Annotated in this window: 16 protein-coding genes; 6 read left to right on the top strand and 10 right to left on the bottom strand. The window is 64.9% G+C overall.

The genetic code is table 11. The annotated features are described in order from the left end of the window. From EBBID32_RS06965 to EBBID32_RS06950, 4 genes are all read left to right on the top strand, one after another. Positions 1–1,073 (top strand): 2-oxo acid dehydrogenase subunit E2 (locus EBBID32_RS06965; protein WP_037489381.1); only part of this gene is annotated, 1,073 nt, incomplete at its 5' end. Continuing rightward, the gene (locus EBBID32_RS06960; protein ID WP_006953035.1) at positions 1,073–1,474 is read left to right on the top strand and encodes an acyl-CoA thioesterase; all 402 of its coding nucleotides are present in this window, start codon (positions 1,073–1,075) and stop codon (positions 1,472–1,474) included. The genes EBBID32_RS06965 and EBBID32_RS06960, both read left to right, overlap by 1 nt. A 22-nt stretch (positions 1,475–1,496) precedes the next feature. Continuing rightward, a complete protein-coding gene (gene lpdA / locus EBBID32_RS06955) occupies positions 1,497–2,912 on the top strand; it encodes a dihydrolipoyl dehydrogenase (protein ID WP_006953033.1) in 1,416 nt (471 codons plus the stop codon). Beyond that, on the top strand, positions 2,890–3,522 hold the full coding sequence (locus tag EBBID32_RS06950; RefSeq protein WP_037489378.1) for a phosphatase PAP2 family protein: 633 nt from the start codon (positions 2,890–2,892) through the stop codon (positions 3,520–3,522). Before lpdA ends, EBBID32_RS06950 begins: the two co-directional genes overlap by 23 nt. On the opposite strand, the gene EBBID32_RS06945 is transcribed toward EBBID32_RS06950, so the two are convergent. The 4 genes from EBBID32_RS06945 to map all read right to left on the bottom strand — a co-directional run bounded on the left by EBBID32_RS06945 (position 3,502) and on the right by map (position 8,064). Further along, positions 3,502–4,980 (bottom strand): DUF2142 domain-containing protein, encoded by a 1,479-nt coding sequence (locus EBBID32_RS06945; protein WP_037489375.1) that lies wholly within the window; start codon positions 4,978–4,980, stop codon positions 3,502–3,504. The genes EBBID32_RS06950 and EBBID32_RS06945 overlap by 21 nt on opposite strands. 160 nt (positions 4,981–5,140) lie before the next feature. Further along, positions 5,141–6,553, bottom strand: coding sequence for a type I glutamate--ammonia ligase (glnA, locus tag EBBID32_RS06940; RefSeq protein WP_006953027.1), 1,413 nt, complete (start codon positions 6,551–6,553; stop codon positions 5,141–5,143). A gap of 98 nt (positions 6,554–6,651) precedes the next feature. Further along, a complete protein-coding gene (locus EBBID32_RS06935) occupies positions 6,652–6,990 on the bottom strand; it encodes a P-II family nitrogen regulator (protein ID WP_006953025.1) in 339 nt (112 codons plus the stop codon). A 246-nt stretch (positions 6,991–7,236) separates the two neighbouring features. Next, positions 7,237–8,064, bottom strand: a complete 828-nt coding sequence (gene map, locus EBBID32_RS06930; RefSeq protein WP_006953022.1) for a type I methionyl aminopeptidase — start codon at positions 8,062–8,064, stop codon at positions 7,237–7,239. Positions 8,065–8,143: 79 nt separating this feature from the next. Here map and EBBID32_RS06925 point away from each other — a divergent pair, with 79 nt between their 5' ends. Then, positions 8,144–8,905, top strand: a complete 762-nt coding sequence (locus tag EBBID32_RS06925; RefSeq protein ID WP_006953020.1) for a competence/damage-inducible protein A — start codon at positions 8,144–8,146, stop codon at positions 8,903–8,905. 2 nt (positions 8,906–8,907) lie between these two features. Here EBBID32_RS06925 and EBBID32_RS06920 read toward each other — a convergent pair whose 3' ends face one another. After that, the gene (locus EBBID32_RS06920; protein ID WP_006953018.1) at positions 8,908–9,579 is read right to left on the bottom strand and encodes a spermidine synthase; all 672 of its coding nucleotides are present in this window, start codon (positions 9,577–9,579) and stop codon (positions 8,908–8,910) included. Between the two features lie 133 nt (positions 9,580–9,712). Here EBBID32_RS06920 and EBBID32_RS06915 point away from each other — a divergent pair, with 133 nt between their 5' ends. Next, positions 9,713–10,162: a hypothetical protein gene (locus tag EBBID32_RS06915; protein WP_037489384.1), complete on the top strand. Its 450-nt coding sequence runs from the start codon at positions 9,713–9,715 to the stop codon at positions 10,160–10,162. Here the strand turns inward: EBBID32_RS06915 and EBBID32_RS06910 are convergent. The 5 genes from EBBID32_RS06910 to EBBID32_RS06890 are packed head-to-tail and all read right to left on the bottom strand — an operon-like array spanning position 10,147 to position 17,093. Continuing rightward, on the bottom strand, positions 10,147–11,940 hold the full coding sequence (locus EBBID32_RS06910) for a hypothetical protein (RefSeq protein WP_006953013.1): 1,794 nt from the start codon (positions 11,938–11,940) through the stop codon (positions 10,147–10,149). The two genes, EBBID32_RS06915 and EBBID32_RS06910, sit on opposite strands and share 16 nt — an antisense overlap. Further along, positions 11,937–14,060, bottom strand: coding sequence for a DUF4175 family protein (locus EBBID32_RS06905; RefSeq protein ID WP_006953011.1), 2,124 nt, complete (start codon positions 14,058–14,060; stop codon positions 11,937–11,939). The genes EBBID32_RS06910 and EBBID32_RS06905 overlap by 4 nt, the downstream gene beginning before the upstream one ends. Further along, positions 14,057–15,205, bottom strand: coding sequence for a BatA domain-containing protein (locus tag EBBID32_RS06900; RefSeq protein ID WP_006953010.1), 1,149 nt, complete (start codon positions 15,203–15,205; stop codon positions 14,057–14,059). Before EBBID32_RS06900 ends, EBBID32_RS06905 begins: the two co-directional genes overlap by 4 nt. After that, entirely contained in the window at positions 15,202–16,095 is an 894-nt protein-coding gene (locus EBBID32_RS06895; protein ID WP_006953007.1) for a DUF58 domain-containing protein, read from the bottom strand. The genes EBBID32_RS06900 and EBBID32_RS06895 overlap by 4 nt, the downstream gene beginning before the upstream one ends. 8 nt (positions 16,096–16,103) lie before the next feature. Then, positions 16,104–17,093: an AAA family ATPase gene (locus EBBID32_RS06890; RefSeq protein WP_006953005.1), complete on the bottom strand. Its 990-nt coding sequence runs from the start codon at positions 17,091–17,093 to the stop codon at positions 16,104–16,106. Between the last annotated feature and the right edge of the window lie 52 nt (positions 17,094–17,145).

The raw sequence follows: 17,145 nt of genomic DNA, 5'->3' as shown, positions 1-17,145 counted from the left end.
TCATCGCCGAAGAGGGCGAAGATGTCGCCACCGCCGCCGCCAGTGGCGGCAAGCCAGCACCCAAGGCCGACGCCGTTCCCGCCAAGGCAGAGGCCGCAGCTCCCGCCGCTGCCGCGCCTAAGGCTGACGCGGTTCCCGCTGCGCCGGCGTCCACCGACGCCCGCGTCAAGGCCAGCCCGCTGGCCCGCCGTCTGGCGCAGGCCAAGGGCATTGATCTGGCCGCCATTTCCGGCACTGGTCCCAACGGCCGCATCGTCGAGGGCGACCTGGACGGCGCAAAGGAAGGCGTTGCCGCGCCCGCCGCCGCAACGCCCGCTCCCGTCGTCAAGGCACCCGCAGCAGCCCCGGCACCCGCCGCCGCCAGCGGCGCGCAGGATTTCGGCATCCCGCATGAGGTCGTCAAGCTCAGCGGTATGCGCAAGACGATCGCGCGTCGCCTGACCGAATCCAAGCAGCAGGTGCCGCACATCTATCTGACGGTCGACATTCAGCTCGACCGGTTGCTCAAGCTGCGCAGCGAACTGAATGCGGGCCTCGCCAGCCGAAAGGTCAAGCTGTCGGTCAACGACCTGCTGATCAAGGCGCTGGGCGTTGCGCTGGTCGAAGTCCCCGAATGTAACGTCCAGTTTGCCGGCGACCAGATGCTGCAATTCAAGCGGGCCGACATCAGCGTTGCCGTGTCGATCCCCGGCGGCCTCATCACCCCGATCGTCACTGGCGCGGATACCAAGGGCGTTGCCGCCATCTCGACCGAGATGAAGGATCTGGCCGATCGCGCCAAGGCGGGCAAATTGTCTCCCACCGAATATCAGGGCGGCACCGCCTCGCTTTCCAACATGGGCATGTTCGGCATCAAGCAGTTCGAGGCGGTGATCAACCCGCCGCAGGCCATGATCATGGCGATCGGCGCAGGCGACAAGCGGCCCTATGTCATCGACGACAGCCTCCAGATCGCCACCGTCATGTCGGCCACCGGCAGCTTCGACCACCGCGCCATCGACGGTGCCGATGGTGCGCGCCTGATGAAGGCGTTCAAGGACCTGATCGAAAACCCGATCGGTATGCTGGCCTGATGGCGTTCGTCGACGAGCAGCCGCCGGAGCATAGCCCGGCGGTGCGCGTCATCGCCATGCCCGCCGATACAAACCCCCACGGGGATATTTTCGGCGGCTGGTTGATGAGCCTGATGGATTCGGCAGCTGGATCAGTCGCCGCCCGCCATTCTAAGGGTAGGGCGGTGACGATCGCGGTGGAGGGCATGTCCTTTCTGCGGCCGGTCATCGTCGGCGATGAAGTGTCGGTGTTCGCCAGCCTGGCGTCGGTCGGCTCCACGTCGATGAAGATCGCGGTCGAAGCCTGGCGGCGCGCCCGTCATGACGACCGTTCCTATCGTGTGACCCAGGCGACCTTTACTTTCGTGGCGATCGGTGAGGATCGCCAGCCCCGTTCCGTTCCGCCGATGGCGGACGTATAATCACAAGAAGCGAGTGTGACCCATGGCTGATACCTACGATCTCATCGTCCTTGGCTCCGGCCCCGGCGGCTATGTCGCCGCTATCCGCGCCGCGCAGCTTGGGCTGAAAACCGCCATTGTCGAGCGTGAAAATCTGGGCGGCATCTGCCTCAACTGGGGCTGCATCCCGACCAAGGCGCTGCTGCGCTCTGCCGAGATTTTCCACTATATGCAGCATGCCAAGGATTATGGCCTGGCCGCCGACAATATTACCGCCGACATCGAAGCGGTGGTGAAGCGCTCGCGCGGCGTCGCCAAGCAGCTGAATCAGGGTGTCACCCACCTGATGAAGAAGAACAAGATCAGCGTCCATATGGGCGACGGCAAGCTGACCGGAAAAGGCAAGCTGACCGTCACCAAGGACGGCAAGGTCGAGGAATTGACCGCCAAGCATATCATCATCGCCACCGGCGCCCGCGCCCGCGACCTGCCGCAGCTCAAGGCTGACGGCAAGCGCGTGTGGACCTATCGCCATGCCATGACCCCGCCGGAAATGCCGACCAAGCTGCTCGTCGTCGGTTCAGGCGCAATCGGCATCGAATTTGCCAGCTTCTATAATGACATGGGCGCGGACGTTACCGTGGTCGAGATGATGGACCGCATCGTGCCGGTCGAGGATGCCGACGTCTCCGCTTTCCTGGAAAAGGCGGTCAAGAAGCAGGGCATGACCGTGCTGACCGGCGCGAAGATCGAAAAGATCGCGACCGGCGACAAGGGCGTGACCGCGACGATCAAGGACAAGGCGGGCAAGGCGATCGAAGCCGAATATAGCCATGTCATCGTCGCCATCGGCATCGTCCCCAATGTCGAAAATCTGGGGCTGGAAGATGTCGGCATCGAACCCGACCAGCGTTTCCACATCAAGACCGACGCCTATGGCCGCACCAATGTCGATGGCATGTGGGCGATCGGCGATGTCACCGCGCCGCCATGGCTGGCGCACAAGGCCAGCCATGAAGGCGTCATCGTCGCCGAGGCGATCGCCCAGGCGCTGGGCAACAAGGATGTCCATCCCCATGCGATGGACGTGCGCAACATCCCCGGCTGCACCTATTGCCATCCGCAGATCGCCAGCGTCGGCCTGACCGAGGCGAAGGCGAAGGAAGCGGGTTATGAGGTGAAGGTCGGCATGTTCCCCTTCATCGGCAATGGCAAGGCGATCGCGCTGGGCGAATCCGAAGGCTTCACCAAGACCGTGTTCGACGCCAAGACCGGTGAACTGCTGGGCGCGCACATGATCGGCGCGGAAGTGACCGAGATGATCCAGGGCTATACCATCGGCAAGACGCTGGAGACCACCGAAGCGGAACTGATGCATACGGTATTCCCGCATCCGACCATTTCGGAATCGATGCATGAAAGCGTGCTGGCGGCCTATGGCCGTGCGCTTCATATCTGATCGCTGGACAGCTCAGAAAGGCGCGGGGGCTTTGGTCCTCGCGCTTTTTTGCGTCTTGGCAATTGCGCTGATGCAGCGGGCCGGCTGGCTCGACGGGCCGAATATCGGGCTGATGGGGCAGGCGGGGATCGTGCGGGGTGGCGGCTTTGGCCGCTACATCACCCCCCTGATGCAACTGGCGTCGGGCGTTGGTGACACAGTCGGACGCTTCGCACTTTTAGCGATGACATTGTCCATCTTGCTGTCGGGCAAACGCCGCGCCGACGCGCTGTGGCTTGCGCTGATGATGGCGGGCGGAACCGCACTCAACCTGATCCTCAAGCAGATATTCGCGGCCCCGCGTCCCGACCTGCTGCCCCATCTCGACATCGTCCACAGCTTCAGCTTTCCCAGCGGCCATGCGGCGGGCAATATGATGATGTTCGGCGCGCTGGCGTTACTGGCGGGACGGCGCAGCGGCTATTGGGCGGCGGGCGTGATGATCGCGCTGATCGGGGTCAGCCGCGTCTGGCTGGGTGTACACTGGCCAAGCGATGTCGCCGCCGGATGGATCGAGGGGTTGGGCTGGCTCGCCCTGTGTCGCGTCTGGTTACCAGCGCGGCGAGGGTAGCAGCAACGCCCGCGTCACGCTGTCATGCGGGGGCATTCCGTCGCTGGTGACAAAGCCATGGACCCAGAAACTGTCATAAGCGCTGACCATCGCGATCAGCAGCAACAAGAGTGCAGAGGCGGCAAGCATCGTCCGCGCGCCACGCACGGCCCGATCAGGCGAAAGCGCCAGCAGGACCAGCGGCAGGATTGGTAGGAAATAGCGGCCCTGCGTCCCCTGAATGAAGTCCGCGCCCGGCGGCGTGCCGGTCAGATACATGGCGGTTTCAATGAGCAGCGCGACCCCGCCCGCGACCGCCAGCCACCACAGCCTCTGCGCCACGCCAAATCGCGGCTCCGCGCCGCTCAGCACGGCCGCACCCAGCATCACCACCGCCAGCGGATAGGCGATCAACGGCAACAGTATCGCATTCCAGCCAAAGCGACCGACGATCTGGAGCGCATAGACCGGCGCACGCTCGATGACGCTGGACGTCAGGATGCGGCCATAGCCGACCGGATCGTTCAGGATCACCGCCAACTGATCGGCCAGTGGTGCGGTCAACACGCTCTCGCCCGTCTTGCGCGACATGATATGGTAGAGCGCCTGGCTACCGCCCGAAAATTTCATCCAGCCCACGAATACAGCCGCGCCCAGCGCCATTGCGCCCAGGATCAGCCATGGTTGCCTATCGCGCCTATGCTCCGGCCAGCGCAGCCCGGCCGCCATCAACGGCAGATAGACGCCCTTCGCCAGCGCCAGCAGCGGCGCGGTGATCATCAGCCCACCTGACGCTTGCCCCATGAAACCGACACGCAGCGCCAGCGCCAGCGCCAGGAAACCCATGCCGTTGATCACCGCATCGGGTGAGAGCGAGCCGATCTGATAGGCAAAGGTCGGCAGCAACGCGACGCCCAGCATCGCCGTCCGGCCAAAAGGCAGTAGCCGCAGCGCTGCGACCAGCAGCGCCAGCGCGACCAGCGCATTGACGATCCGCCCGGCATAGAAGGCGCCCAGCCGCGGCAGGCCCAGCGCATCACCGATCAATAGGCCCGCCGCGCCCGGCGCGTAGAGCGTCGGCGCATAGCTGGCGACATTGGGGAATTCTGCAAAGACGGTGCCGGGCCGCGAAGCGTCCGCTTTCCAGCTTTGCGTCAGCATCGCGGTGTCGAACCGGCGCAAAGCGGCTGGCACATCCGTCGGGAAATCCACCGCATGAAGGTCGATTGCCGCGCGGGGCAATTGCGCACCGATCGCCTCGCCACGCTGCGTCGTCAGCACGCCGCCTTCGGACAGCAGCAGCGCCTTCATATAATGCTGATTTTCGTCAGGCGCCTGAAAGGGCGGGGTCACCAGCGCAAAGAACAAGGTTGCGACGCAGATCGCCAGCATCAAGAGCCGTTCGAGCGTGGACCATGGCGCAGCGAAAAGCATGTCGCCCCGCGTCGCCTGCGCCATCCCAATCCGCTCGTTCCGCATTGCTGCCCTGTGCTTTTCGTTCATTCGCGCCGGACGATACACCGTTAGCCCTTAACATTTCGCGCCTGTAAATAAGTTTTGCCCGATTATGACTGCAACGGAAAAGGCCCGGCCGCTTGGAAGCGACCGGGCCTTTTCCATTTTGCAGGGCTGAAAAAGATCAGCCGCTATAATACATGTCGAATTCGACCGGCGAAGGCGCCATTTCCCAGCGATACACTTCGGGCCACTTCAGTTCCATATAGGCGTCGATCTGGTCCTTGGTGAACACGCCGCCCTTGAGCAGGAAGTCCTGATCCTTTTCCAGGCTTTCGAGCGCTTCGCGGAGCGAGCCGCATACGGTCGGCACCTTGGCCAGTTCCACCGGCGGCAGGTCGTACAGATTCTTGTCCATGGCTTCGCCGGGATGAATCTTGTTCTCGATGCCGTCGATGCCCGCCATCAGCAAAGCGGCCGTGGCGAGGTAGGAGTTGGCGAGCGGATCGGGGAAGCGGAACTCGACGCGCTTCGCCTTGCTGCCGGCACCATAAGGAATACGGCACGATGCCGACCGGTTGCGCGCCGAATAGGCGAGCAGCACGGGGGCTTCAAAGCCTGGCACCAGGCGCTTGTAGCTGTTGGTGGTCGGGTTGGTGAAGGCGTTGAGCGCCTTGGCGTGCTTGATGACGCCGCCGATGAAGAACAGGCAGGTTTCCGACAGGCCGGCATAGCCGTCACCAGCAAAGGTGTTCTGACCCTTGTTCCAGATCGAGATATGCGTGTGCATACCCGAACCATTGTCCGCCTTGATCGGCTTGGGCATGAAGGTCGCGGTCTTGCCATAGGCCTGGGCGACCATCTTCACGACATATTTGTAGATCTGGATACGGTCGCAGGTTTCGACCAGCTTGCCGAAGGTCAGGCCCAGTTCGTGCTGGCTGCCCGCGACTTCATGGTGATGCTTGTCCATGGGCAGGCCCATTTCCATCAGCGTAGTCACCATTTCGGCGCGGATGTCGGTGGTCACATCGACCGGGCCGACCGGGAAATAGCCGCCCTTGGCGCGCGGGCGGTGACCCATATTGCCGCCGTCATATTTCGTGCCGGTGTTGGTCGGCAGTTCGACATCGTCCAGCTTGTAGAAGCTGCTGCTGTAGGTGTTGTCGAATTCGACGCTGTCGAACATGAAGAATTCAGGTTCCGGGCCGATATAGACCGTGTCGCCCAGGCCGGTCGACTGGAGGAACATTTCGGCGCGCTTGGCGGTCGAACGCGGATCGCGCGAATAGAGCGAACCATCGAGCGGTTCGACGATGTCGCACACCAGGATCATCATCGGCGTCGCACTGAACGGATCGAAGAACACGGCATCCAGATCAGGCTTGAGGATCATGTCCGATTCGTTGATTTCCTTCCAGCCCTCGATCGAGGAGCCGTCGAACATCAGACCGTCGGTCAGCTCATCCTCGCCAATGACGTTCGCGCACATGGTGAGGTGATGCCAGATGCCCTTGGGATCGGTGAAACGGACATCGACCCACTCGATCTCCTTTTCCTCGATCATCTTGAGAATGTCTTTTGGCGTATTGGCCATGTGCGCTTGCCCTTCTCGTTTGTTACCCCCCCGAAGGGGTAGATGGATGCCCGTTGTTCCGTCACCCCGATGCCGGGACGACGAGAATTTGCGTAAATTCAGATTGCGTCGCTGTCCCGCTCGCCGGTGCGGATCCGCACGGCGCCCTCGACGTTGGAAATGAAGATCTTGCCATCGCCAATGCGTCCGGTCTGTGCGGCGGCGCAGATTGCTTCGACCACCCGGTCCGCCAGCGAATCGTCGACCACCACTTCCAGCTTCACCTTGGGCAGGAAGTCGACGACATATTCAGCGCCGCGATAGAGTTCGGTATGGCCCTTCTGGCGCCCGAAGCCCTTCGCTTCGGTGACGGTAATGCCCGACACGCCCACTTCGTGGAGCGCTTCCTTCACCTCGTCCAGCTTGAACGGCTTGATGATGGCTTCGATCTTTTTCATCACTTGTAATCCCAACCCATGACGCACGACAGAATGCGGGCGCGACCCGCATCCCTCTCTCCTCAAGCGACGATCATCATGCCCCCCAAAGGCAAGGCTTCGACGCTCTTGATCTTCAACTACCGTGCCAAATGGCGAATCGCTAGAACATGCTTTCGGCGATGCAGCAATCTTTGTCCATATTGCCCGGATTCAGGGCATTTCAGTACCCATCTGCCCGTTTTTTAAGCAGGGCGTGACGCGCGCTCAGCTATAGGGCGGCGCGTCGAGACCGGCGGGGCTTTTGGTGAAAATCTCGCAACCGGTTTCCGTGATGCCGATGCTGTGTTCAAACTGCGCGGACAGGGTGCGGTCGCGCGTCACCGCCGTCCAGCCATCATCCATCATCTTGACGCCGGGCTTGCCGATATTGATCATCGGTTCGATCGTGAAGAACATGCCGGGCTTCAATTCCGGGCCAGTACCGGGGCGACCGATATGGACGACTTCCGGGCTGTCATGGAATACCCTGCCCAGCCCGTGGCCGCAAAAATCGCGTACCACGCCATAGCGGTGCTTTTCGGCGTGCCGCTGGATCACATGGCCGATGTCGCCCAGATGGTTGCCGGGCTTGGCCTGCTCGATACCGAGCATCAAACATTCATAGGTCACCTCGACCAGCCGCCGCGCCTTGATCGGGGCGTCGCCCGCAATGAACATCCGGCTGGTGTCGCCATGCCAGCCATCGACCAGCGGGGTGACGTCGATATTGACGATGTCGCCGTCCCTCAGCCGATAATCGCCGGGGATGCCGTGGCAGATGACATTGTTGATCGAGGTGCAGCAGCTATGGGTATAGCCGCGATAGCCCAATGTCGCGGGCACGCCGCCGCCGTCCAGCGTCATGCGCCGCACGATGTCGTCCAGTTCGCCGGTGGTAACGCCCGGCACGACATGCGGCACCAGCGCGTCGAGTATCTCCGCCGCCAGCCGTCCGGCGCGGCGCATACCTTCAAAGCCGGCCGCGTCATACAGTTTGATCGCGGACGAACGGGAAATCGGCGCGTCGGCCGTCATCGTCATATATTCGGTCATGACATGACTATAGGGGCAGATGCGCCATAATGCGAGAGGGCGGCTAGGCAGGCCGGACAGGGCAGGCTATGGACGCGCCATGGCCGATCCCACCCGCATCTGGACCGCAGCGCTGATCGTCATCGGCGACGAAATCCTTTCTGGCCGGACCCAGGACAAGAATGTCGGCCAGATCGCGACCTGGCTCAACGTCCAGGGCATCCGGCTGCGTGAAGTGCGCGTCGTGGCCGACGACAGTGATGCAATCATCGAGTCGGTGAACATCCTGCGTGCGCGCAACGATTATCTGTTCACCACCGGCGGCATCGGCCCGACCCATGACGATATTACCGTCGATGCGATCGCGGCGGCGCTGGGCGTGGCGGTGGAGGTGCATCCCCAGGCGCGGGCGATGCTGGCGAGCTATTATGAAACGCGCGGCGGCCTGACCGACGCGCGGCTGCGCATGGCGCGCGTGCCTGCCGGGGCCAGCCTGATTGAAAACCGCATGTCGGGCGCGCCGGGCATCCGCCATGGCAATATCTTCATCATGGCAGGCGTGCCGCACATAACGGCCGGGATGCTCGATAGCCTGACGGGAACGCTGGAGGGCGGCCTGCCGGTGCTCTCGGCGACGATCGGCTGCTGGGTCGCGGAAAGCGAGATTGCCGACCTGCTGGGCGCAGCCGAGCGGGCGCATGACGGGTGCCAGATCGGCAGCTATCCTTTCTTCCGCGAAGGCCGCACCGGCGCGAATTTCGTGGTACGCTCGACCGATGCCAGCGCGCTGGATCAGTGCGTCGCGGCGCTCAGTGCAGCGCTGGAGCAAGGCGGATGGCCAGTGGTGCCTGACGGCATCTGACCTCAGCGCTTTGCTGCAAACCAGATGACATGGCGTGGCCCCTTGCCATTGTCGCGTGCCTTGACCACCACTTCATCGACCGCAAAGGCCGCGTTGCGCAGACGACGGGTAAAGGCATCGTCCGAACCCGCCGACCACACCGCCAATATGCCTCCGGGGCGCAGCGCATCGCGCGCAACTGCCAGACCCTGTGCCGAATAAAGCCGGTCATTGGCGGCCATGGTCAGCCCGTCAGGACCATTATCCACATCCAGCAGGATCGCGTCATAGTTGCCCCGTCCGTCGGCAATTGCGCTCGCCACGTCGCCCATGACCAGTTCGACACGCGGATCGTCCAGGCATCCGGCCGCCAGTTCCACCATGGGGCCGCGCGCCCAGGCGATGATTTCCGGCACCAGTTCGACCAGCGTGATTCGCGCATCGGCGGGCAATATCGCCAGCGCCGCGCGCAGGGTGAAACCCATGCCATAGCCCCCGATCAGCAGATGCGGCGCCTTGCGCCCCGCCAGCCGTTCGATCGTCATGACCGCTAGCGCCTTTTCCGATCCGCTCATCCGGCTGCTCATCAATTCGTTCCGATCCAGCACGATCATATAGTCGCCGCCCCGGCGGTAGAGCTTCAATTCCTCCCCGCCCGGTATGGCGGCGGAACCAAGATATTCGCGCGGGGTCATGCTGGCGTCTTTCCTTATGATGCGTCGCTGGCGCGCATGGCAGCTTGGCAAGCCCCGCGCAAATGCTACAGGCGTTTGCCAGAAAGCCGTCGTGCGATGGCCACATATCGAACGGCAGGCAGTTCTTCTTTTCATGCGCTATTTTCTCGACACGGAATTTAACGGTTTTGGTGGCGCGCTGATGAGCGTCGCGCTGGTCCCCGAACATGGCGACCAGGAATTTTACGTCGCCCTGCCGCTGCCCGACGATGTCGAACCGTGGGTGGCGCAGCATGTCGTTCCCTATCTGCGCCATGTCCCACCGGGCATATATCTGGAGCTTAACCGGATCGAGGCGGCCGATCATGTTGCCGCCTATCTGGAGGGGGATGATGATCCGCTGATCATCGCCGACTGGCCGGAAGATCTTGCCCATTTCTGCGCCTTGCTGGTCAAAGGACCGGCTTTGATGGCGGGGGTCGATTTCGGCCTGCGCCTCGAGTTGATCAATGCGGCGGGATTTAGCGCGGCGGCGAACAGCCGGGTGCCGCACAACGCCCTGCACGATGCGCGGGCGTTGCGGGACTTCTACTTCGCCGATTGAGGCGCAACCGTGCGACCGATCCGCGCCCGTTCCAGCCACCACAGCAGCGCGCTGACCAGCAGCCAGCCCAGAGCGAAGGGCCAGGACGAACCGGGACGTTGCTGCCCAGTCGCCTTGCGGTCGCCGGGCGCAGGCGGGCGCAGCATCAACATGGCGTCCCGATCCCGCGCGGCACGCATCATGGGCAGGGCATCGGCGGGCTGGACGTAGAAGGGCGTAGGCGGACTATCCCCCGATTTGCGCAGCAGATGCCAGCCAGACTGGTCGGGCCATAAGCTGCCGCAGCCGTCCATGGGCAATATGCTTGCCATCCGTCCATCCGGGCGCTCGACCTGCGCGTTGCCGGACAGGCCGCACAACAGCATCCTCTCGCCTGCCCAGGCTGGAGTGGAAATCGGCGTCATACCGGGTGCAGCGCGGGCGACAGTCGCCAGCATCGCACTCCACCAGTCGCCATAGAGCGTCCGATACCCCGTCAGCGTCAGCGCATAGCTGTCGATGCCGGTGAACAGCGCGACCCGCCCGTTGCCCACGGCACGCCAGGCCGCCAGCGTCGCCCCACCCGCGTCGCGCAGCAACGGCACGGAATCGCCGCCGCCGTCTGGCGTCAGGCCAAGGCGGCTGATCTCCGGCAGCATCTCGTCGGGCAGGGCGATATCCGCTGGCACATCGTCACTGCCGATTCCCTGACGGGTGCGGGCCAGGGCGGGCGTGAGAGGTTTGGGCAAAGCGAGCGGTGCCACGCCATCCTTGCCTGCCAATCCAAAGCCCAACGCCCGCCACTGGCCGCGCGTCGCCGCGTCGATCGGGCCGGTCGCGCGCAGGATCAGGCCCAGCCCGTCGCGCACTGCGCCCATCAACACGCCACGCCGCGCCGCCCAGCTCCGATCATCGATGATGGCAGCGTCGAACCGGCGCAGCGTCGCGCCGTCGATCGCGATCGGCGCATCGCCCAGCGCGATACCGCCGCCCGCGCTGATCTGCGTCGTGACGGCAAAGCCCGCATCGCTTGCCCAGCGACGCAGATATTTGACCTCCGCATTGGGGGCAGCGGACAGAATCAACAGGCGCGGGGCGGGGCCGTCCGCGATCAGCACCGGGACGCTGGCTTGCTCCACCGTCCGGCGCCCCTCGCGCACGCGCACGGTGAACAGCACCGTTCCAGCGGCGCGCGCGGTGCCGGTCAGGATGAAGCGGCCATCGACATCGGGCTGAACGCTGTCGGTCAGCTGTCCGGCGGGGTCCAGCAACTCGACCGTGACGCGCGGCAGGGCGCTCAACTGCCCGCCAATGCTGAAACTCGCTCCCGGTGCGACGATGGCGGGCGGAGCGATATGACGGATGCCGGGCCGCAGGGGCGGGGGATCGAAGCGGACAGCAACCCCCTTGGCAGACTCGACGTCGCGAGGCTGCAAGCCATCGCCCAGCACCATGATCTCGCTGGTGCCGGGATGCCGACGCAAAGCGGTGGCAAGGTCGGGTACGCGCTCACCCGCGCCGATATCGGGCGCTTCGGGCAACAGGATGAGCGGACCGCCTGCAATGGCAAGCCGGGACGTCCCTTTGGTCGCAATCCGCAGTGCATCGCCACCCGATGAGATAGCAGGCGGGAACAAGGTCAGAAACAGTAGCGCCGCACAAATCGGCTGGAGCAGCAGCAGTGCGATCAGCCGTTTAAGCGACGGCGCAACGGCGGCGCGATGCCACAGGATCAGGCGCACGCTCCCCAGCAGCACGGCCACGCCCAACAGGGCAGCAGTGATCCAAGCGGGGGTCATGGCGTGCCGCCTCCTATCGCGCCCAGATAGCGCGCACCGCCAGCGTCAGCGGGACGGCGGCGGGCGAGGTGCGCGGGCGGCCGCGCCATGGCGGTCCACAGCAAGGCGCGCAGCTTGGCGCGACACGCGACGCAGGCAGGATCGCGGCGTACCGCGTCGATCGCGCCCGACAGCGCCAGCGGATCGGGCAAATGCGCCGCTTGGTCCCGCGCCCAGCGATCGAGCGAATCCAGTGCGATCGGTTCCCGTATCGCGCCCGGCCCCTCACCCAGCGCGCGCCATGCTGCGGCGGCAGGACCATCGCGTCCCTCGACAGGCGCGACTGCCAACACCCGGCTCGCCAGCCCTTCGCGCTTGCCGGTCATGCGGCGGCTGGCGTCGATCGGCGGCAATTCCGGCCCGACCCGCGACAGGAATATGCGGGTCGCCTGCTGCACCTCCTTGATGAAGCGCAGCGCGCGATAGGCGAAGGGGAGCGCCAGATCGGGATGCCCCTGCTTCAGTTGCAGTTCGGACTGCCACATTTCATCGACCGCCTGTTTCAATATGGCGCGGGTTTCGGGATCGAGGCTCGACGCGGGCGAATCATCGTGCGGGTGGCCAAATTCGGCCAGCACGTCCTCCGGCGCGCCAAAGCCCGGCGCGCTCTGGCGCGGCGCGCCGCCATGATCATGTCCGTCATCGTCGCTATGCTGCTCGCTATCCTTGGTCGGCGGTTCGGGCGCGCCTTCCTCCTCTCCGCCCAGAAACTGGCTGTAGCGGCCGCGCAATATCTGCTGGTCGCCGCCGATGCTGGCGGATCGGGCGAGATAGCGATCGGGTGCAAGGCGGCGCTTCTGCTTGATCAGCGTTTCGGCGTCGATGATGATCTGGCGCTGGCTGCGGAAATAGGCGGGCAGGGTGGTATTGACCATGCCCTGCAAGCCGCCGCTTTCGGGCTGTTTGGGCGATGGCCAGCGCAGGATCAGGCTGGGACCGCGCACCTCCTGGGCAGCGGGCTGGCGCGTGTCGCGCACGATCAGCTGCACCACCATGTCGCCGCCAGCGCCAAAGCCCAGCGCGCCAAAATCCAGCCTTGGACTGAAACGCCGGTCGCGCGCCGGGCCGCTGCCGGATATCGCGATTTCGCGCTCGCTGAAGGTCACATTCTCCCCCTCACCAATCGCCAGCGTGACACGCAGCCGCGCGGTGGCGGCCACGCCATAATCGTCAGTCGCGGCAAAGACCGGGGACCAACTGCGCTGGCCCTGCGTCACCATCGTCAGGCTGGCGGCGGGGCTAAGCGCCCTTAGCTGCGGCGGGCTGTCGGCGACGGCGTCAATCCGGTGGAGCGGCGGTGTCGGGCCACGACCGGATGCAGGATCGACGCGATAAAGGAATGAAGCATCGAGCGAGCGGCTGGCGACCCAGTTGGCACTATCGCGGCGCAGGGTGATCGGTGCGCTGCCTACCGGCTGGATTGCCGGGACGGTCGCTTGGGGATCAAAGCGCAACGTCCACTCGATCCGCGACCCCACCGGCGCGCGCGTATCGAGCGACGCAGAATCGCGGGGCGGCAGGCCGGTATAGGCAGGCGGGATGATCCGCAGATTCTGGGCGACCAGGCGGGGGATGCCGGGGGTTGCGGGCAGCGCCTCCGTGCTGGGGGCCAGAGTCGGTGGTCCGTGACCGGGGCGAGGCCAGAAAATCACTAGTCCGATCACGAGCAAGGCCGCAATCCACAGGATAAACGTCGCACGGCGGGACCAGTCGGGGCGCAGGCTTTGCGGGCTATCGCGGTCGATCCGGTCGGCCAGACGCGCCTGCTGGAGCTGTTCGAGTGGACCGAGCTTGGCCGGATCAGCGAACAGCAGATCTGCGCTGTCCTCCATATCCGCCCTGCTGGCATCCAGCGCGCGGACCAGCCAGCGCTGATCGTAACGCTGGGCGCGATGGCGGGCGAAGAGCAGCGCGATCGCCGCTCCGATCACGACGATCATGACGGCAACGAGGATGCCGGACAAACGCCAGCCGATCGCGGCAGGCGCCAATACCAACGGTAGGGCGAGCGACAGACTATCGGTAATCACCCGGCGTTTCGCAGGGGCCGTCCAGCGGGCGAGCAGTTCGTCCGCGTTCATGGACTGATCCCCCGGCTGCGGCGGGTTGCCGCCCAGCGTTCGGCGATGAACAGCGCCGCGATCAGCATGGCCAGCCACGGGCGCATATCGTGCGGCGGCTGATCATAGACGTGCCCACCGGCGAGCGGGGCATAATCAGCGGCAGCAACCCGCGCTGGCGCTGGCGCAGCGGGCGTCAGCATGACTCGCAGTTGCGCTGGAAACTCGGCCTCCAGCAGTGCTGGCATCGCCGCCGGAGCCAAAGGACGTGTAAAACGCAAAAGCCGCCCCCGACCCACCTTCATTGCCTCGACCAACGGAGTGCCGAGCGGATCAGGCCAGATGGTCGCGCGCGGCTTGTCGGCAGGGACCAGTGTGTCCGAAGCGAGCAGTGCGGTTCCGCCCTGCGCAATCCAATGGTTCAGCCTGTCCGGCATCGTACCTCCGCTAAGCCAGATGACGGAATGGCGCTGGTCCGGCAGTGGCGCATCGATCGAGCTAATGTCGATCGGCGCCGCGCGCCCGGCGGGTTGCCACGCCATCGCAGCGGCGCGCAGATAGCGGACGCCGCTGCTGTGCTGGGCATCGTGCCGGATCGACAGCAGCGGACTGGTTGCAGGCTGAACGCGCGGCGCGGGCATAGCGCCCGGCACGATGGGCCACTTCACCTTGCGCGACAGGCGCAGCCGATCGCCATCGGCTCCTTCGATCACTTGCGGCGTGACGATGGTGAGCGGAACGCCAGCAGGCGTCTCGGCATCAAGCTGCCGGATCAGACTGGCAACCGGCCATTGCCCGGATGACGGCGTCTGATCGATCGCAGGAAAGCCGGGCGCAAGCCAGACGGTTCGGGCGTTCCCCGTCTGCGCGCGCGCCGGATCGACACCGGGCACCAGCGCCACGACCGGCGTGCGGTCGCCTGCCCCGAACAATAGCGGATGCGCCAGCCACAACGCGACCAGCGCCAGCAGCACCAAGCGCAGCAACAACAACGGCCATTCGTCAAAGCGCAGGCGCGACCGAGGCCGGGGCTTTTGCCGCAGCCAGCGCAACGCGGCGAAATCGGTCGGCTCCTGTTCGCTGCGCCGGGCGATATGGATGACCAGTGGGATGACGAGCGCCAGCAGCGCCGCCAGCGCACCGGGCAGCAGTAAGGCTGGCGTCATGAATATTCCGCCGCGTCATGCGCGCCGAACAGGCGGCGCAGGGGCAGGTCGATCGGCTGGTCCAGCACATAGGTGGCGTAACGGATGCCCACGGCATCCAGCCGGTCGTGGAGCGCATCGCGCGCCGCGCCGAAACGGGCGAGAAATTCGCCGCGCAAAGCGACCCCGTCCGCCAGCAACTCCTCGCCGGTTTCAGGATCGCGGAAGCGGTAACCGCCATCGAAGGGAAAATCGCGCTCGGCTACCGTCAGCATCTCGATCACCAGCGTTTCGCGTCCGGCGGCGGCCAGTTTTTCCGCCAGATCGACCGCGCCGGGATCGAAACAGTCGCTCAGCAGGATGACCAGATCGCGCGCGCCGATCCGCTCCCACACCGGGCTGAGCTGGTCCTCCCGCGCAAATCCGCCCATGGCGTCCGCCGCAATCAGTTCCAGCAACAGCCGGTCCCGCTGCCGTGCGCCGCTGGCAGGGGGCAGCAGCGCCATCCCCTGATCGCAGAGCGCCATCCAGCCAAAACGGTCGCCCTGCCGCATCGCCAGATCAGCGATGCAGGCGGCCAGCCCTTTTGCAGCGTCGAAGCGGTTATAGTCGGGGCGGGTAGCATCGGCCTGCGTCATGGATGCGCTGGCATCCATCAATATCCACACCGCGACCGGACTTTCCCGTTCGGCTTCCCGCACGAAGAATTTGTCGGACCGGGCGTAAAGCTTCCAGTCGATCTGGCGCAGTTCGTCGCCGCGTTCATAGGCGCGATATTGCGCGAACTCCAGGCCCGCGCCCCGGCTGTGGCTCTGGTGCAGGCCAATGCCATGCGATCCCACCGCCCGGCGCGTCACGAGGCGCAGGCTTTTCAGCCTGTTGCGCACGTCCGGGGGAATGAGATCGACCATGAGGAGCCTCAGGCGAGCGGCACGGCGCGCAGCAGGGCGGCCACGACATCGTCGGCGCTACGCCCCTCGGCCTCCGCCGCGAAGGACAGGAGCAGGCGGTGGCGCATCACCGGCGCGGCCAGCGCGACAATATCCTCCCGCGTCGCGGCCAGCCGTCCGTGCAGCAGCGCGCGCGCCTTGGCCGCCAATATCAGCGACTGGCCAGCGCGTGGCCCAGCGCCCCATTTCACATATTTGCGGATATCGTCCGGCGCGCCGTCGCCGGGGCGGCTGGCCCGGACCATGCGGGTGACCCAGCGCAGCAGATCATCGCTGAAATGCACCTGCCGCACCCAGGCCTGCAACGCCAGCACCTCCTCGCCATGCATCACAGCGGGGACAGCGTTCGCCTTCGCTCCCGTTGTCTGGGCGAGGATATCCTGCTCCTCCTGCTCGGTCGGATAATCCACGCGGATATGGAGGAGGAAGCGGTCGAGCTGGGCTTCGGGCAGCGGATAGGTGCCGGCCTGTTCCAGCGGGTTCTGCGTCGCCAGCACGAAGAAGGGCGCGGGCAATGGATGCGTCACACCCGCATAGCTGACCGTCTTTTCCTGCATCGCTTCCAGCAACGCCGCCTGCGTCTTGGGCGGGGTGCGGTTGAGTTCGTCGGCCAGCAACAGGTTGGTAAATACCGGCCCCTTCTGGAAACGGAAGCTGCGATGGCCGGTGCCATGGTCCTCCTCCAGCAATTCGGTGCCTAAAATGTCGCTGGGCATCAGGTCGGGGGTGAACTGGACGCGGCGAAACTCCAGCTTCAGCGCTTCGCCGAGCGAGCGGACCAGCAAGGTCTTGCCCAGCCCCGGCACCCCCTCCAGCAGGCAATGCCCGCCCGCCAGCAGGCCGATCAGCAATTGTTCGACAACCTCGCCCTGGCCCACGATCGCCTCCCCGATCGCGGCGCGCAACTGCGTCAGGCGGGCAAGCTGGCCCTGAATATCGGCTTCGGTGATGCTGGTCATTTCACGTCCTAGTCAAAAACGGATGGCCTTCAATTCCTCCCCTGTAAGGGGA

This window comes from Sphingobium indicum BiD32, assembly GCF_000382885.1.
Taxonomy (GTDB): domain Bacteria; phylum Pseudomonadota; class Alphaproteobacteria; order Sphingomonadales; family Sphingomonadaceae; genus Sphingobium; species Sphingobium japonicum_C.
This window is presented reverse-complemented; position numbering and strand designations above follow the sequence as displayed.

What these genes read in the sequence shown, in the direction of transcription:
- EBBID32_RS06925 (WP_006953020.1), top strand. Translation starts at nt 8,144, where the DNA reads ATGGCCGATCCCACCCGCATCTGGACCGCAGCGCTGATCGTCATCGGC.
- EBBID32_RS06920 (WP_006953018.1), bottom strand. Translation starts at nt 9,579, where the DNA reads ATGACCCCGCGCGAATATCTTGGTTCCGCCGCCATACCGGGCGGGGAG.
- EBBID32_RS06910 (WP_006953013.1), bottom strand. Translation starts at nt 11,940, where the DNA reads ATGACCCCCGCTTGGATCACTGCTGCCCTGTTGGGCGTGGCCGTGCTG.
- EBBID32_RS06950 (WP_037489378.1), top strand. Translation starts at nt 2,890, where the DNA reads ATGGCCGTGCGCTTCATATCTGATCGCTGGACAGCTCAGAAAGGCGCG.
- glnA (WP_006953027.1), bottom strand. Translation starts at nt 6,553, where the DNA reads ATGGCCAATACGCCAAAAGACATTCTCAAGATGATCGAGGAAAAGGAG.
- EBBID32_RS06895 (WP_006953007.1), bottom strand. Translation starts at nt 16,095, where the DNA reads ATGGTCGATCTCATTCCCCCGGACGTGCGCAACAGGCTGAAAAGCCTG.
- EBBID32_RS06935 (WP_006953025.1), bottom strand. Translation starts at nt 6,990, where the DNA reads ATGAAAAAGATCGAAGCCATCATCAAGCCGTTCAAGCTGGACGAGGTG.
- map (WP_006953022.1), bottom strand. Translation starts at nt 8,064, where the DNA reads ATGACCGAATATATGACGATGACGGCCGACGCGCCGATTTCCCGTTCG.
- EBBID32_RS06900 (WP_006953010.1), bottom strand. Translation starts at nt 15,205, where the DNA reads ATGACGCCAGCCTTACTGCTGCCCGGTGCGCTGGCGGCGCTGCTGGCG.
- EBBID32_RS06945 (WP_037489375.1), bottom strand. Translation starts at nt 4,980, where the DNA reads ATGCGGAACGAGCGGATTGGGATGGCGCAGGCGACGCGGGGCGACATG.
- EBBID32_RS06905 (WP_006953011.1), bottom strand. Translation starts at nt 14,060, where the DNA reads ATGAACGCGGACGAACTGCTCGCCCGCTGGACGGCCCCTGCGAAACGC.
- EBBID32_RS06960 (WP_006953035.1), top strand. Translation starts at nt 1,073, where the DNA reads ATGGCGTTCGTCGACGAGCAGCCGCCGGAGCATAGCCCGGCGGTGCGC.
- EBBID32_RS06915 (WP_037489384.1), top strand. Translation starts at nt 9,713, where the DNA reads ATGCGCTATTTTCTCGACACGGAATTTAACGGTTTTGGTGGCGCGCTG.
- EBBID32_RS06890 (WP_006953005.1), bottom strand. Translation starts at nt 17,093, where the DNA reads ATGACCAGCATCACCGAAGCCGATATTCAGGGCCAGCTTGCCCGCCTG.
- lpdA (WP_006953033.1), top strand. Translation starts at nt 1,497, where the DNA reads ATGGCTGATACCTACGATCTCATCGTCCTTGGCTCCGGCCCCGGCGGC.